Origin of the sequence: Comamonas sp. CMM03 (genome assembly GCF_019218715.1) — a bacterium.
Lineage (GTDB): Bacteria > Pseudomonadota > Gammaproteobacteria > Burkholderiales > Burkholderiaceae_C > Comamonas > Comamonas terrigena.
In genome coordinates this window covers 523,358-537,169 of the sequence record NZ_JAHUXB010000004.1, presented here as the reverse complement: position 1 = coordinate 537,169, position 13,812 = coordinate 523,358, and the positions used below count along the sequence as shown (strand labels likewise).

Genomic DNA, 13,812 nt, shown 5'->3' with positions numbered 1-13,812 from the left:
TTATGGCGCAACGCCCGGCCAGCCGCAGGCCGGCCCTCCAGACCCTGGCGGCTGATGGGCATCCGAGGTGTTTCCGGCACGCCACAGCCACCGCCCCTGACGGTATGTCCCCAAGCGGCGCCAGTCTGGGTGCCCCCCCCTGCCGCAACGGTGCACGGCAGGCCCGGCACACCCCGGCGAAAGCAGGCTGCTGGCAGCACTTCCGATACTGCTGTGGCTGCACCGGGTAGGCGCCTTGGCGCACAATACGGCCGGTGTCCATCCCCCAGTCTTTCCTCCAGGAGTTGCTTGCCCGCGTCGATGTGGTTGACGTGGTCGGCCGCTATGTGCCGCTGAAAAAAGGCGGCGCCAACTTCATGGGGCTGTGCCCTTTCCATGGGGAAAAGTCGCCCTCGTTCAGCGTCAGCCCCTCCAAGCAGTTCTACCACTGCTTTGGCTGCGGCAAGAACGGCAATGCCATCAGCTTCCTGATGGAGCACACCGGCATGGGCTTTGTGGAGGCGGTGCAGGACCTGGCCCAGCAGGTGGGCATGCAGGTGCCGCAGGACGACATCAGCCCGGCCGAGCGCGAGCGCCAGGCCGCGCAAAAGCGCCAGCAGGCGTCGCTGACCGATGTGCTCGAACGCGCGGGCGACTCCTACCGCAAGCAGCTCAAGGATTCCGCCCATGCGGTGGAGTACCTGAAAAAGCGCGGCGTCTCCGGCGCCATCTGCAGCCGCTACGGCCTGGGCTATGCCCCGGCCGGCTGGCGCCACCTGGCGGGCGTATTCCCGCAGTACGACGATCCGCAACTGCAGGAAGCGGGCCTGGTCATCGTCAACGAAGACGATGACAAGCGCTACGACCGCTTCCGCGACCGCATCATGTTCCCGATCCGCAATGTCAAAGGCGAGTGCATCGGCTTTGGCGGCCGCGTGCTGGGGGACGAGAAACCCAAATACCTGAACTCGCCGGAGACGCCGCTGTTCCACAAGGGACGCGAGCTCTACGGCCTGTTCGAAGCCCGCAACGCGCTGCGCGAAAAAGGCTATGCCCTGGTCACCGAAGGCTATATGGACGTGGTGGCCCTGGCACAGCTGGGCTTTCCGAATGCCGTGGCCACGCTGGGCACGGCCTGCACCCCCGAGCATGTGCACAAGCTGTTCCGCTTCACCGATGCGGTGGTGTTCAGCTTTGACGGCGACGCCGCCGGCCGCCGCGCTGCACGCAAGGCGCTCGAAGGCGCCCTGCCCTACGCCAGCGACACGCGCAGCGTGAAGTTCCTCTTCCTGCCTGCCGAGCACGACCCCGACAGCTTCATCCGCGAACACGGCCCGGATGCCTTTGCCCGCCATGTGGGCGATGCGCTGCCGCTGTCGCGCTTTCTGCTGGACGCCGTCAGCGAAGGCTGCGATCTGGGCCAGGCCGAAGGCCGCGCACGCATGGCCAGCCAGGCCCGGCCGCTGTGGAACCTGCTGCCCGACGGCGCACTGAAGCGCCAGCTGCTGGCCGAAATGGCGGGCAAGGCCCAGCTGTCCAGCAGCGACCTGACCGAGCTGTGGGAGCAGGCCGCTGCCCAGGAAAACCGCTGGCAGCGTGGCGGTGCCGGTGGCGCCAACCCCACCCCTGCGACAGGTTCACAGGCCTTCCCGGCCGCGTCCGTCCCCCCTTCGGCCGAATGGGCACCGCCGGACGCAGACTACGGCCACAGCGCCCATGACGGCTGGGGCGATGCCGGTGGTGGTGGCAACACCTACACGGGCTATGCCGGCGGCGCGCGCGGCCAGGGCGGCAATGGCTATGGCAACCGGGGCAACTTTCGCAATGGCAACGGCCCGCGCGGCGAAGGCCGCAACGGCTGGGGCAAAAAGCCCTGGGGCCGCGACCGCGCCGGCAATACGGGCTGGAACGAAGCCCCGCGCCCGCCCCGCATCGCCCAGCCGCTGGGCCCGGACCAGGCCGCCCGCCTGCTGCTGTCGCACATGGAGTTCATGGAAGAGCTGGCCAACGAAGACCTGGATGCCCTGGTCAGCCAGCCCGCCCCGCACGGCCCGCTGTTCGCCTGGGTAGAGAGCCAGTACCAGGAGCATGGCCCCCAATCCTGGGCGGTGCTGCAGTCCCGCCTGGGCAGCAGCGGCGAAGCCCAGCTGGCCCGCACCCTGATGGACGGCCCCCATGGCCAGCCCGAAGGCGAGCTGCCCGAGCTGCGCTGCGAGCTGCGCAGCGTGCTCAATCTGATGCTGGTCAAGCGCCTGAAGACGCTGGAAGCCCAGGCCCTGGCCGAAGTCGCCACCGACCCGCAGGCCGTGCACCGTTACCGCGCGCTGCAGGAACGCCGCAAGCAGCTGGCGGCGGCACCTGCGCCGCAGGTCGGCGAATAAGAGCGGCAACACGACCCAGCAAACCACAGGTTTGCGGTGGAGACGAGGCGCGAAGCCGCAGACAGTACAGCCGTACGACAAGGCGAAGCAACGGTGAATCAAGGGTTGTGGCTAGCTACTCTAAATACGCTGCTGGGGTCCTGGTGCACCATGCCCCTGGCTGCCGTACGGGCAGGATCAACGGCCATACAGCCCTCAAATTCATCAAAAACCGTAGCATCTTTAGCAAGCCACTATTGATCCGCAAGGTTTTTTTGAAAAAATAACGCCGAACCTCTTGATTTTTTCTGCCGAAGGTATAATTAAAGGCTATTCGGCAAGAGCGACAGCAGCACCTCCGGACCCGGCCCCCGTGACAGAACTCACGCGGATTGCAGCAAGTGCATGGCCAATTCCACCGCAAGGACTGCACACCAAATGTTCGCCCACCCATCTTGCCCCGGGAGCCCGTCCGCTCCCCACATGCCTTGGCGCGTCCATGGCATGTGTTGTGCGCGCCGGTTTTCGAGGCGCTTGCGAGTTTTCTTTGTGTGTCCGCTTTTGACCGTGAGGTATGCATGCCCGTTTCAAAGTCCGCGAAGTCCCAGCAGGCCCCCGATGCTTCCGCGAAGTCCAAGACCTCTTCCACGACTGCAGCTGCCAAAAAGACCGCTGCCGTGAAAAAGCCCGCCTCGTCCAAGGCGGCCGAAGCCAAGAAAGACACCAAAGTGGCAACCAAATCACAAGCTGAACTCAAAGCCCTGGCCGACGCGCTGCTCGCAGCGGATTCCAAGAAACGCGTCAGCAAGAAAGCTGCAGCTGTAGACGGCGACGAAGCCGAAGCCCCCGCCAAGAAGCCTGCCGCCGCCAAGAAGGCCGCGGCCAAGAAGACCACCACGGCCAAGGCCGCTGCAGCCGACACCGACAAGGCGCCCGCCAAGCGCGGCCGCAAGCCCAAGGCCGAAACGGCCGCCAAGGGCGGCAAGCCCAAGGACATGTCGGATGACATGGACGATGCCGATCTGGACGGTGACATTGACGGCGACATCGATGGCGATGTCGAAGTGGAGGCCGAAGCCGAAGTGGAAGTGGAGACCACGACCACCACCGAGAAGGCCAAGCCCCTGCGCATGAAGATCAGCAAGGCGAAGGAACGCGCCTTGATGAAGGAATTCGGCCTGGACGAAACCGTCCTGACCGAAGACGAACTGAACACCCGCCGCCAGCGCCTGAAGGCCCTGATCAAGCTGGGCAAGACCCGTGGCTACCTGACCAACGCGGAAATCTCCGACCACTTGCCCGACAAGCTGGTCGATGCCGAAACGCTGGAAGTCGTGATCTCCATGTTGAACGACATGGGTGTGGCGGTCTACGAGCAGACGCCCGACGCCGAAACCCTGCTGCTGAACAACACCGGACAATCGGCCACCACGGAAGAAGAAGCGGAAGAAGAAGCCGAAGCGGCCCTGTCCACCGTGGACTCGGAATTCGGCCGCACCACTGACCCTGTGCGCATGTACATGCGCGAAATGGGGACGGTGGAACTGCTGACGCGCGAAGGCGAAATCGAAATCGCCAAGCGCATCGAAGGCGGTCTGATGGACATGATGGAGGCCATCTCGGCTTCCCCCGCCACCATTGCGGAAATCCTGGGCATGGCCGAGGAAATCCGTGAAGGCAAGGTCGTGATCTCCACCGTGGTCGACGGTTTCGTGAACGCCAACGAAAACGACGACTATGTGGCCGAAGAAGACTTCGACGAGTACGACGAAGAGGACGACGACGACGGCAAGGGCGGCTCCAAGGCACTGACCAAGAAGCTCGAAGAGCTGAAGAACGAAGCCCTGTCGCGCTTCGACAGCATCCGCGGCCACTTCGAGAAGATGCACAAGGTGTACGACAAGGAGGGCTACGGCTCGGCCACGTACATGAAGATCCAGAAGACGATCACCGAGGAGCTGATGACCATCCGCTTCACGGCCAAGACGATCGAAAAGCTCTGCGATCTGGTGCGTGCCCAGGTGGACGATGTGCGCAAGAAGGAACGCGAGCTGCGCAAGATCATCGTGGACAAGTGCCGCATGCCGCAGGAAACCTTCATCAAGGACTTCCCGCCCAACCTGCTCAACCTGGACTGGGTCACCAAGCAAGCCGCCGCCGGCAAGCCCTGGAGCAACGTCATGGCCCGCAACATCCCGCCCGTGCAGGAGTTGCAGCAGAACCTGATCGACCTGCAGTCCCGCGTGGTGGTGCCGCTGGAAGAGCTCAAGCGCATCAACAAGCGCATGAACGACGGTGAACGCTCCAGCCGCGATGCCAAGAAGGAAATGATCGAGGCCAACCTGCGCCTGGTGATCTCCATTGCCAAGAAGTACACCAACCGCGGCCTGCAGTTCCTGGACCTGATCCAGGAAGGCAACATCGGCCTGATGAAGGCGGTGGACAAGTTCGAATACCGCCGCGGCTACAAGTTCTCGACCTATGCCACCTGGTGGATCCGCCAGGCCATCACGCGTTCCATCGCGGACCAGGCCCGCACGATCCGCATCCCGGTGCACATGATCGAAACCATCAACAAGATGAACCGCATCTCGCGCCAGCACTTGCAGGAGTTTGGCTTCGAGCCCGATGCGTCCATCCTGGCGGCCAAGATGGAGATCCCCGAGGACAAGATCCGCAAGATCATGAAGATCGCCAAGGAGCCGATCTCGATGGAAACCCCCATCGGCGACGACGACGATTCGCACCTGGGCGACTTCATCGAGGACGGCAACAACACCGCCCCCATCGATGCCGCCATGCAGGCCGGCCTGCGCGACGTGGTCAAGGACATCCTCGATGGCCTGACCCCCCGCGAAGCCAAGGTGCTGCGCATGCGCTTCGGCATTGAAATGTCCACCGACCACACGCTGGAAGAAGTAGGCAAGCAGTTCGACGTGACGCGCGAGCGCATCCGCCAGATCGAAGCCAAGGCACTGCGCAAGCTGAAGCACCCCAGCCGCAGCGACAAGCTGCGCAGCTTCATCGATTCGCTGTAAGCGCCAGCCTCCTCCCGCACCGTGTGCGGGAGAGATTCACCAAAGCCTGCCGGCCACCGCCGCGCAGGCTTTTTCATGTGCCCTGCCGCATGCCCCGGCGGCCCTGCTGCAGGGAATTTCCGGGCACAAAAAAGCCGCGCACTGCGCGGCTTTTTTTCCAGCTCAGGTGGCGCTCATTCCAGCGTCAGCTTCTGCTTGGCCACCACTTCCTTGTAGATGGTGAGTTCGTCCTTGGTTTCCTTGGCGAACTGCTCGGGCGTGTTGCCCACGATGACCGAGCCCGTGTCTTCGATGCGCTTGCGGATGGCGGGATCCTGCAGCGCCTTGCGGGTGGCGGCATTGATCTTGTCCACCACTTCCTTGGGCATGCCCTTGGGGCCGATCAGGCCGTAGAAGGCCATGCGGTTCACCGGCTCCAGGCCCACTTCCTTGAAGGTGGGCACATCGGGCAGCACGCTCAGGCGCTGGGGGGCCGCCACGGCGATGGCCACCAGACGCTTGTCCTTGATGAAGGGCAGTGCCGAAGGCAGGTTGTCCAGAATCATCGGGATCTGGTTGGCCACAGCGTCGTTCAGGGCCGGACCCGCGCCACGGTAGGGTACGTGGGTCATTTCGATGCCGGTCAGGCTCTTGTACAGCTCCATCAGCATGTGCTGGATGCCGCCCGTACCCGAGGAACCGTAGGAATACTTGCCGGGGTTCTTCTTGAGCTCGGCTTCAAATGCCTTGTAGTTGGCCGCACCGGCAAACTTGGGGTTCACCGCGATCACATTGGGCGTGGCCGCAATGTTGACGATGGGGGTGAAGGCTGTCAGCGGGTCATAGGGGTTCTTGGGGTTGATGGCCGGGTTGGTGGCCATGGTGGACACGGTGGCAATACCCAGGTTGTAGCCATCGGCCTTCTGGCGCGAGGTTTCCAGCGCGCCAATGACGCCGCCGCCACCGCCACGGTTTTCCACGATCACCGGCTGGCCCAGCTCCTTGGACAGGGGCTCGGAAATCACGCGCGCGATGATGTCGGTGGTGCCGCCGGCCGCAAACGGCACCAGCAACTTGATGGGTTTGTTGGGGAACGATGCATCAGCCATGGCGGCCGAACCGGCCAACGCCAACACAACACCCATCCAGCAACGACGATCCATGAAAGTACTCCTCAATTCTGTCTCCAAGGGGGGAATGGCGATGCTAAAGCGCCCTTTTATCCAGCCGACCACTAGCAACAGCCAAATACCTAGGTGTTTACCCCCGACTAGCGCAAACACTGACAAAAGCTGACATCACAGACCCTGTTTCTGCGCTAGGCATGCCGGGTTTTCACGCAGATTCGCGCCGTGGGCCGCTGTGCGCCGTCGCCGCAGCGCGGCATCGCTTGTCACTTCCGTGGCAGGGCCATCGCCCCCCTGCTCCGGTGCTGCGCATTCCCGGCGTATGCTTGGCGCCCGTGAATTACGCCCAGCTCCTCTTCCCCGATTTCTCCCTGATCCTGCTGGGCTACCTGCTGTGCCGGTTCACGCCGCTGAACCGCAGCGTCTGGCAAGGCGCCGAAGCACTGGTGTACTACCTGCTGTTTCCGGTGCTGCTGTTTCACTCCATCGTCAAAAGCCCGCTGGACTGGGCGGCCACCTCCAATCTGATTGCGGCCGGCGTGCTGTCCGGCCTGGTGGGCGTGGCCCTGGCATACAGCCTGCCCTGGTGGCCGGGCCTGAAAGGCCACGTGAACCTGCGCGACCACGCCAGCGCGGCCCAGGTGGCGTTCCGCTTCAATTCCTTCATCGGCCTGGCGCTGGCCGACCGGCTGGCCGGGCCCGAGGGGCTGCTCTATATCTCGGTGCTGATCGGCTTTTGCGTCCCCATGTTCAACATCGCGGCCGTCTGGCCCATGGCCCGTGCGGGAGAGCACAGCTTCTGGGGCCAGTTGGTACGCAACCCGCTGATCGTGGCCACGGTCTGCGGTCTGGTGGCCAATCTGCTGGGCTTTCGCATGCCCAGCTGGCTGGAGCCCCCGGTCAGCCGCATTGGCGCCGCCTCCATCGCACTGGGACTGATGTCCGCCGGTGCCGGCATGCAACTGGGCCTGCTGACCCACGCCAAGCGCCTGAGCGTGGGGATGCTGGCCATCCGCCACTTCATCCAGCCGCTGATTGCGCTGGGCGCCATCCACCTGCTGGGCCTGGAAGGCACGCAGGCGCTGATCCTGCTGCTGTTCTCGGCCATGCCCACGGCCAGCACCTGCTATGTGCTGGCGGCGCGCATGGGCTACAACGGGCCGTATGTGGCGGGTCTGGTAACGCTGTCCACGGTGTTGGGGGTGGCCAGCCTGCCGTTTGCGCTGTCGCTGGTTCCTTAGCGCTCTACGCCTGGGCACACTGCGCCAGCGCCCACTGCACATGCTCGCGCAGCAGATCACTGGGGTGGGCGGCCTGGGCCGCCAGGGCGGACTGCACCGCATCGCGCTCGGCGCCGGCCGGCAGGCTGCGCAGCGCATTGCCCATGGCCACGGCGATGTTGCGCTGCCAGCGCGCATGGCCGATGCGGCGGATGGGACTGCCTTCGGTGCGGCGCAGAAACTGCGCTTCGTCCCAGGCGAACAGCTGCACCAGGCTGCTGCCGGCCAGACCGTCGCGCGCATCAAAGTCCGCCAGGCGGCTGGGCTGGGCAAACTTGTTCCACGGGCAGGCCAGCTGGCAGTCATCGCAGCCGTAGATGCGGTTGGCCAGCAGCGGGCGCAGTTCCAGCGGGATGGGGCCATCGTGCTCAATGGTCAGGTAGGAAATGCAGCGGCGCGCATCCACCTGGTGCGGCGCCACGATGGCACCGGTGGGGCAGGCCTGCATGCAGGCTCTGCAGCTGCCGCAGTGGCCGCTGACCGGTTCGGTCGGCTCCAGCGCCATGTCCACCAGGATTTCGCCCAGAAAGAACATGGAGCCGGCCTCCCGGCTGAGCACCAGCGTGTGCTTGCCGCGCCAGCCCTGGCCGCTGCGCTGGGCCAGCTCAGCCTCCAGCACCGGCGCGGAGTCGGTGAACACGCGGTGGCCGAAGGGGCCGATCTCCTGGGCGATGCGGTCGGACAGTTTCTGCAGCCGTGCGCGCAGCACCTTGTGGTAGTCCCGCCCCCGGGCGTAGACCGAGACAATGCCCTCCTGGGGCCGCTGCAGACGCCCGAACTCCACGGCCTGCCACCCCGCGGGGGTGGTCTGGGGCAGATAATCCATGCGGGCGGTGATCACGCTCAGCGTGCCCGGCACCAGTTCGGCCGGGCGGGCACGCTTGAGGCCATGGCTTTCCATATAGTGCATCTCGCCATGGCAACCGGCGGCCAGCCATTGCAGCAGCCCAGGCTCTGCAGAGGACAAGTCGACACCGGCCACGCCAATTTGGGAAAATCCCAACTCGCGAGCCCAGTCTTGTATGTGAGGAACGAGTTGACTGCTGCAGACCATAACCCCGCTATTTTAGAAATGACGCTCTCCCTTGCCTCGCGCCAGCTTATTTGGCACAGCGAGGACGACACCGCCGCCTTTGCCCGCCAGCTGGCCGCACTGCCCCAGCTGCGCAATGCCTACATCACCTTGCATGGCGACCTGGGCGCCGGCAAAACCACCTTTGTGCGCCATCTGCTGCGCACCCTGGGCGTGAGCGGCCGCATCAAAAGCCCTACCTATGCCGTGGTGGAACCGCATGAATGCGCAGCCATGCCGGTGTGGCACTTTGATTTCTACCGTTTTGACGATCCGCGCGAGTGGGAAGATGCCGGTTTTCGGGACATCTTTGCCAGCGATGGCCTGAAACTGGCAGAATGGCCGGAAAAGGCCGCAGCGCTCACGCCTCCTGCGGACATAGCTATCCATATCGAAGCAATTGATGACACGCAGCGCCGCGTGAGCTTGCATGCCCATACGCAAGCTGGCGCCCAGATGCTGCAGCAATGGCCCGCATGAGTGACGACACCACTAACCGTCCCGCCCCTTCTTCCCCGCTGACCCGCCGCCATCTGCTGCAGGCCGGCTCGCTGGTGCTGCTGCTCGGCAGCCAGCAGATCGCCCGTGGCGCCAGCATCGTGGCGGTGCGCGTCTGGCCTGCGCCGGAGTATTCCCGCGTCACGCTGGAATCCGACACGCCGCTGGTGGCCAAGCAGTTCTTCGTGGCCTCGCCGCCCCGGCTGGCGGTGGACATCGAAGGCATCGACCTGAACCCGGCCCTCAAGGACCTGGTGGCCAAGGTCCGCCCCGACGACCCGAACATCAAAGCCATCCGTGTGGGCCAGAACGCGCCCAATGTGGTGCGACTGGTCATCGACCTCAAGCAGGAAGCCGTGCCCCAGGTCTTCACCCTGCAGCCGGTGGCGGCCTACCAGCACCGGCTGGTGTTCGACCTCTACCCGGCCAAGGCCGTGGATCCGATGGAAGCGCTGATCAGCGAGCGCCTGCGCGACGCCGGCCCGCAGACCGCACAATCCCACCAGCCCGCCATGGGCAGCGGCGTGCCGCCTGAAGCTGACCCGCTGGGCGACCTGATTGCCCAGCATGGCAACAGGCCGGCCCCCAGCGTGCCGGCCAAACCTGCGCCGGCCCCGGCACCTGCCACGCCCCCTTCGGTGGTGGCCACGGCACCCACGCCCCCTGTCACACCGCCGCCCGAACCGGCACCTTCCAAGCGTCCGGTCGGCCCCACGGTGGCCACGGCCCAGCGCACGGACCGCATCATCATCGTGGCCCTCGACCCCGGCCATGGTGGCGAAGACCCCGGCGCCATCGGCCCTGGCGGCACGCGGGAGAAGGATGTGGTGCTGCGCATTGCCCATCTGCTGCGGGACCGCATCAACGCCAGCAGCGTGGGCGGCAGCCCCATGCGCGCCTTCCTGACGCGCGATGCCGACTTCTTCGTGCCCCTGGGCACGCGGGTGGAAAAAGCCCGGCGCGTGCAGGCCGATCTGTTCATCAGCATCCATGCCGATGCCTTCACCACGCCCGCCGCCAAAGGCGCCAGCGTGTTCGCCCTGAGCCAGAAAGGCGCCTCCAGCACGGCCGCGCGCTGGCTGGCCAACAAGGAAAACCAGGCCGACCTGGTGGGCGGACTGAACGTCAAAAGCCAGGATCGCAATGTGCAGCAGATGCTGCTGGACATGAGCACCACGGCCCAGATCAACGACAGCCTCAAGCTCGGCTCCCATCTGCTGGGCCAGATTGGCGACATGGCCAAGCTGCACAAGCCGCGGGTGGAGCAGGCCGGCTTTGCCGTGCTCAAGGCCCCCGACATTCCCAGCGTGCTGGTGGAAACCGCCTTCATCAGCAACCCGGAAGAAGAGGCCAAGCTGCGCAGTGCGGCCTACCAGACCCAGCTGGCCGACGCGCTGATGCGCGGCATCAAGCTCTACTTCGCCAAGAACCCGCCGCTGGCCCGCAGCCGCACGGTGTAAACCGACGGCCCCCGCGGCCCGACCAGGCCCATCCCCCGGATGGGCCTTTTTTATGGGCCATTCCGGCCTCTCCCCTTTCTGCCTCCGCGCCGCGGCCACCACCACGGCCGACGCCACACCCCAGGTTACACCGCCTCACGGGTGTTCACGTTGCACACCACCGGCATGCAACAGGCCGGCAACGCGTTCCCGGGCGCAGACCTGCCCGGCCAGCCTCCCCGCTGCAGCAGTGCGCAATGCCCTCGGTCTGAAAAACATCCCGGTTTGAATCCACGCTCACCACCTACAAAAGGGTAGGACAGGTCCGAAACGCGGCGGCGCACCAAAGCATAAAAATCAGCTATCGATTCGTAAATTCCAATCATTAACACGAATTTCAGCACCCCCATTCAGTCAGGGCCGCGGACCGCCAGGGAGGAACTACCGGGGCATAGATTTCAGATACTGCAACAAATCACATCAGTGCGTGCACACACTTCCCTGCACCCACTGCCATGGTGACACAGCGGTCTCGCCAGCAACGGCTCACCTCGGTGCAAACCCTAGGAAACCTCAAATAAACGTCATTCCCACTCCAAAGTCGCATCGGTTTTGAAAGGAAAAGTGCTTGAATACATGAATCAAATGCAAGCATCTACTTACATAGAAATTTTCAATTCTTGCGCACCGCATTGCCCATACGAGAGAGGCCATTTCCCATGCACATACGCTCTGCATCCAGCCCTTTCCTGCAGCGAGTGCCCCGGGCCATTTCTGTCGCCGTGCTGGTGACCTGCCTGGGCAGCGCCGCACTGGCACAAACGCCCTCCGCCCCGGCTGCCCGGGACCAGTTGCTGCAGCTGGCGCAGCAAAAGCGGGACGCCCAGCAGTGGGACGAAGCGCTGGCGTACTACCGCCAGGGCCGTGCGCAATACCCCCGGGACACGGCCTTCCAGTACGGCGAGATCTATGTGCTGACCGACAGCGGCCAGCAGGCGCAGGCCAGTGCCCTGGCCGATGGCGTGCTGCGCCAGGCCCCTGACAGTGCCGACGCCCTGCTGGTCAAGGCCTATACGCAGCTGCGACAAAACGGCAGCTTTGCGGCCCTGGAATATGTCGACCGGGCGCAGCAGATCGCCCCCGGCCAGGGCTATGTGCTGCGTGAATACATTTTTGCGTTGCAGCGGGCGGGCATGGCCCACCAGGCACTGGAACTGGCCGCGCGCCAGCCCGGCCTGCTTACCCCCGCCCAGTTCCGTACCCTGCAGGCCGATGAAGCGGCCGAGTGGGTGCGCTTTTCCCGCGTTACCGCCCGCAGCGAAGCCGAGCGCTTCGCGGTCGCCGACCAGGCCCTGGCACGCTACGACGCACTGCTGGCGCAATGGGCGGCACAGGGCCCGGAGACGGCGCCGCTGATCCAGCAGGCACGCATCGACCGGCTGCAGGCCCTGCATTCACGCGCCTACATGTCCGAGCTGGTGCGGGAATACGAAGACCTGCAGGCCGCGGGCGTGGACATCCCGGTCTTTGCCTTGGGTGATGTGGCATCGGCCTATCTCTACCTGCGCCAGCCCGAACAGGCCGAAGCGATCTACCGGAAACTGGCGGCATCCGGCTATATGCGCAACGACGACCAGGCACGTCTGGCCCAGGACCAGGGGCTGCTGTACGCCTATACCGACCAGGACCGGCTGGCCGAAGCACAGCAGCATGTGCGCGCCATGCAGCAGGACTATGCCAAGTGGCGCTATGTGGAAGGCGAAAAATCCAATGTGCCCAACGAGTCCTATCTGGAAGTGCAGCACACCGCCATCATGGTGGACCTTTATGCCAACGACCTGGCGGGCGGGCAGGCCCGGCTCAAGGATCTGGTGGATGCCGCTCCCTGGAACAACAGCCTGCGCACCGACCTGGCCTGGGCCTACCGCATGCGGGGCTGGCCGCGCCTGGCCGAGCAGGAACTGAAGATTGCCGAAGGCTACGAGCCGCGCGACCTGAATGTGGAAACCCACCAGGGCCAGACGGCGCTGGTGCTGCAGGAATGGCGCCAGGCCGAGCTGCTGAGCGCCGACACCATTGGCCGCTTTCCGGAAGCTCCCTCCGCCAAGCGCCTGGCCCGCGCCTGGGAGGTCCACAACATGGCGGAACTGCAGGTTTCCGGCTACAAGGGGCTGAGCAGGGGCGGCAGCAACGGCGACGGCAACCCCGTGTTCGGCAGCCGCGACTTCGGGCTGGAGACCACGCTCTACACCCCGCCGCTGAACTACAACTGGCGTCTGTTTGCAGGGGCGGGACACCGCACCGGCAACTTCCCCGAAGGCAAGGGGCAACAGAACTTCGGCCGTGTCGGCCTGGAGTGGCGCAGCCGCGACTGGTGGGCCGAGGCCGAAGTCTCCAGCAGCAGCTTCGGGCAGGGCTCCAAGACCGGGGCACGCGTGGCGGCGGCCTATGACATCGACGACCACTGGCAACTGAGCGCTGCGGCCAACTGGCGCTCCCGTGCCACGCCGCTGCGCGCCCTGCACAACGGCATCACCAGCAACAGTGTGGAACTGGGCCTGCGCTGGCGCCAAAGCGAGCTGCGGGAGTGGAGCGTCGGCATCACCCCGTCGCGCTTCAGCGATGGCAACCACCGCACCGAGCTGCTGGTCACCGGCAAGGAACGTCTGATGACCCGCACCACCTGGTTCCTGGACCTGGGGATCGAGGGCTACGCGGCGCGCAACTCCCGCACCGATGTGCCGTACTACAGCCCGCGCCGTGAAGTGGGGCTGATGCCTTCGCTGCAATGGAACCACACGATCTACCAGCGCTATGAAACGCAATGGACCCAGAAAGCCAGCATCGGCCTGGGTGGGGTGCACCAGCAGGGCTATGGCACGGGCGCCGCGCAATTCATCAGCTACGGGCAGCGCTACAAGCACAACGATGTGCTGGAGATGGGGGCCACGCTGTCTGCACTGCGCCGCCCCTATGACGGGGTGCATGAGCGCGAATGGCGTCTTGTGTTTGATCTGACTTACCGATTCTGAAGCAAGCC

General features: G+C 64.8%; 8 protein-coding genes. 6 read left to right on the top strand and 2 right to left on the bottom strand.

What is annotated here, in order from left to right; genetic code table 11:
- Positions 1 to 254: 254 nt before the first annotated feature.
- Complete coding sequence (gene dnaG, locus KW830_RS16275) at positions 255 to 2,360, top strand: DNA primase (RefSeq protein ID WP_218333735.1); 2,106 nt, start codon at positions 255 to 257, stop codon at positions 2,358 to 2,360.
- Positions 2,361 to 2,917: 557 nt separating this feature from the next.
- A complete protein-coding gene (gene rpoD, locus KW830_RS16270; RefSeq protein ID WP_066536386.1) occupies positions 2,918 to 5,377 on the top strand; it encodes an RNA polymerase sigma factor RpoD in 2,460 nt (819 codons plus the stop codon).
- A 173-nt stretch (positions 5,378 to 5,550) separates the two neighbouring features.
- Here the strand turns inward: rpoD and KW830_RS16265 are convergent, their stop codons facing one another.
- The gene (locus KW830_RS16265; protein WP_066536388.1) at positions 5,551 to 6,519 is read right to left on the bottom strand and encodes a tripartite tricarboxylate transporter substrate binding protein BugE; all 969 of its coding nucleotides are present in this window, start codon (positions 6,517 to 6,519) and stop codon (positions 5,551 to 5,553) included.
- 299 nt (positions 6,520 to 6,818) lie between these two features.
- Between KW830_RS16265 and KW830_RS16260 the strand changes: the two genes are divergently transcribed.
- A complete protein-coding gene (locus KW830_RS16260; RefSeq protein WP_370626146.1) occupies positions 6,819 to 7,724 on the top strand; it encodes an AEC family transporter in 906 nt (301 codons plus the stop codon).
- A gap of 4 nt (positions 7,725 to 7,728) precedes the next feature.
- On the opposite strand, the gene queG is transcribed toward KW830_RS16260, so the two are convergent.
- A complete protein-coding gene (gene queG, locus KW830_RS16255) occupies positions 7,729 to 8,787 on the bottom strand; it encodes a tRNA epoxyqueuosine(34) reductase QueG (protein ID WP_218333812.1) in 1,059 nt (352 codons plus the stop codon).
- 12 nt (positions 8,788 to 8,799) lie between these two features.
- Here queG and tsaE point away from each other — a divergent pair, with 12 nt between their 5' ends.
- The 3 genes from tsaE (at position 8,800) to pgaA (ending at position 13,804) form a co-directional block, all read left to right on the top strand.
- Positions 8,800 to 9,315, top strand: a complete 516-nt coding sequence (gene tsaE / locus KW830_RS16250; protein WP_370626145.1) for a tRNA (adenosine(37)-N6)-threonylcarbamoyltransferase complex ATPase subunit type 1 TsaE — start codon at positions 8,800 to 8,802, stop codon at positions 9,313 to 9,315.
- Entirely contained in the window at positions 9,312 to 10,793 is a 1,482-nt protein-coding gene (locus tag KW830_RS16245; RefSeq protein WP_098066429.1) for an N-acetylmuramoyl-L-alanine amidase, read from the top strand. The genes tsaE and KW830_RS16245 overlap by 4 nt, the downstream gene beginning before the upstream one ends.
- Before the next feature lie 698 nt (positions 10,794 to 11,491).
- Positions 11,492 to 13,804 (top strand): poly-beta-1,6 N-acetyl-D-glucosamine export porin PgaA, encoded by a 2,313-nt coding sequence (pgaA, locus tag KW830_RS16240; RefSeq protein WP_218333732.1) that lies wholly within the window; start codon positions 11,492 to 11,494, stop codon positions 13,802 to 13,804.
- The last annotated feature ends 8 nt before the right edge of the window (positions 13,805 to 13,812 follow it).

What these genes read in the sequence shown, in the direction of transcription:
- rpoD (WP_066536386.1), top strand. Translation starts at nt 2,918, where the DNA reads ATGCCCGTTTCAAAGTCCGCGAAGTCCCAGCAGGCCCCCGATGCTTCC.
- KW830_RS16265 (WP_066536388.1), bottom strand. Translation starts at nt 6,519, where the DNA reads ATGGATCGTCGTTGCTGGATGGGTGTTGTGTTGGCGTTGGCCGGTTCG.
- KW830_RS16245 (WP_098066429.1), top strand. Translation starts at nt 9,312, where the DNA reads ATGAGTGACGACACCACTAACCGTCCCGCCCCTTCTTCCCCGCTGACC.
- pgaA (WP_218333732.1), top strand. Translation starts at nt 11,492, where the DNA reads ATGCACATACGCTCTGCATCCAGCCCTTTCCTGCAGCGAGTGCCCCGG.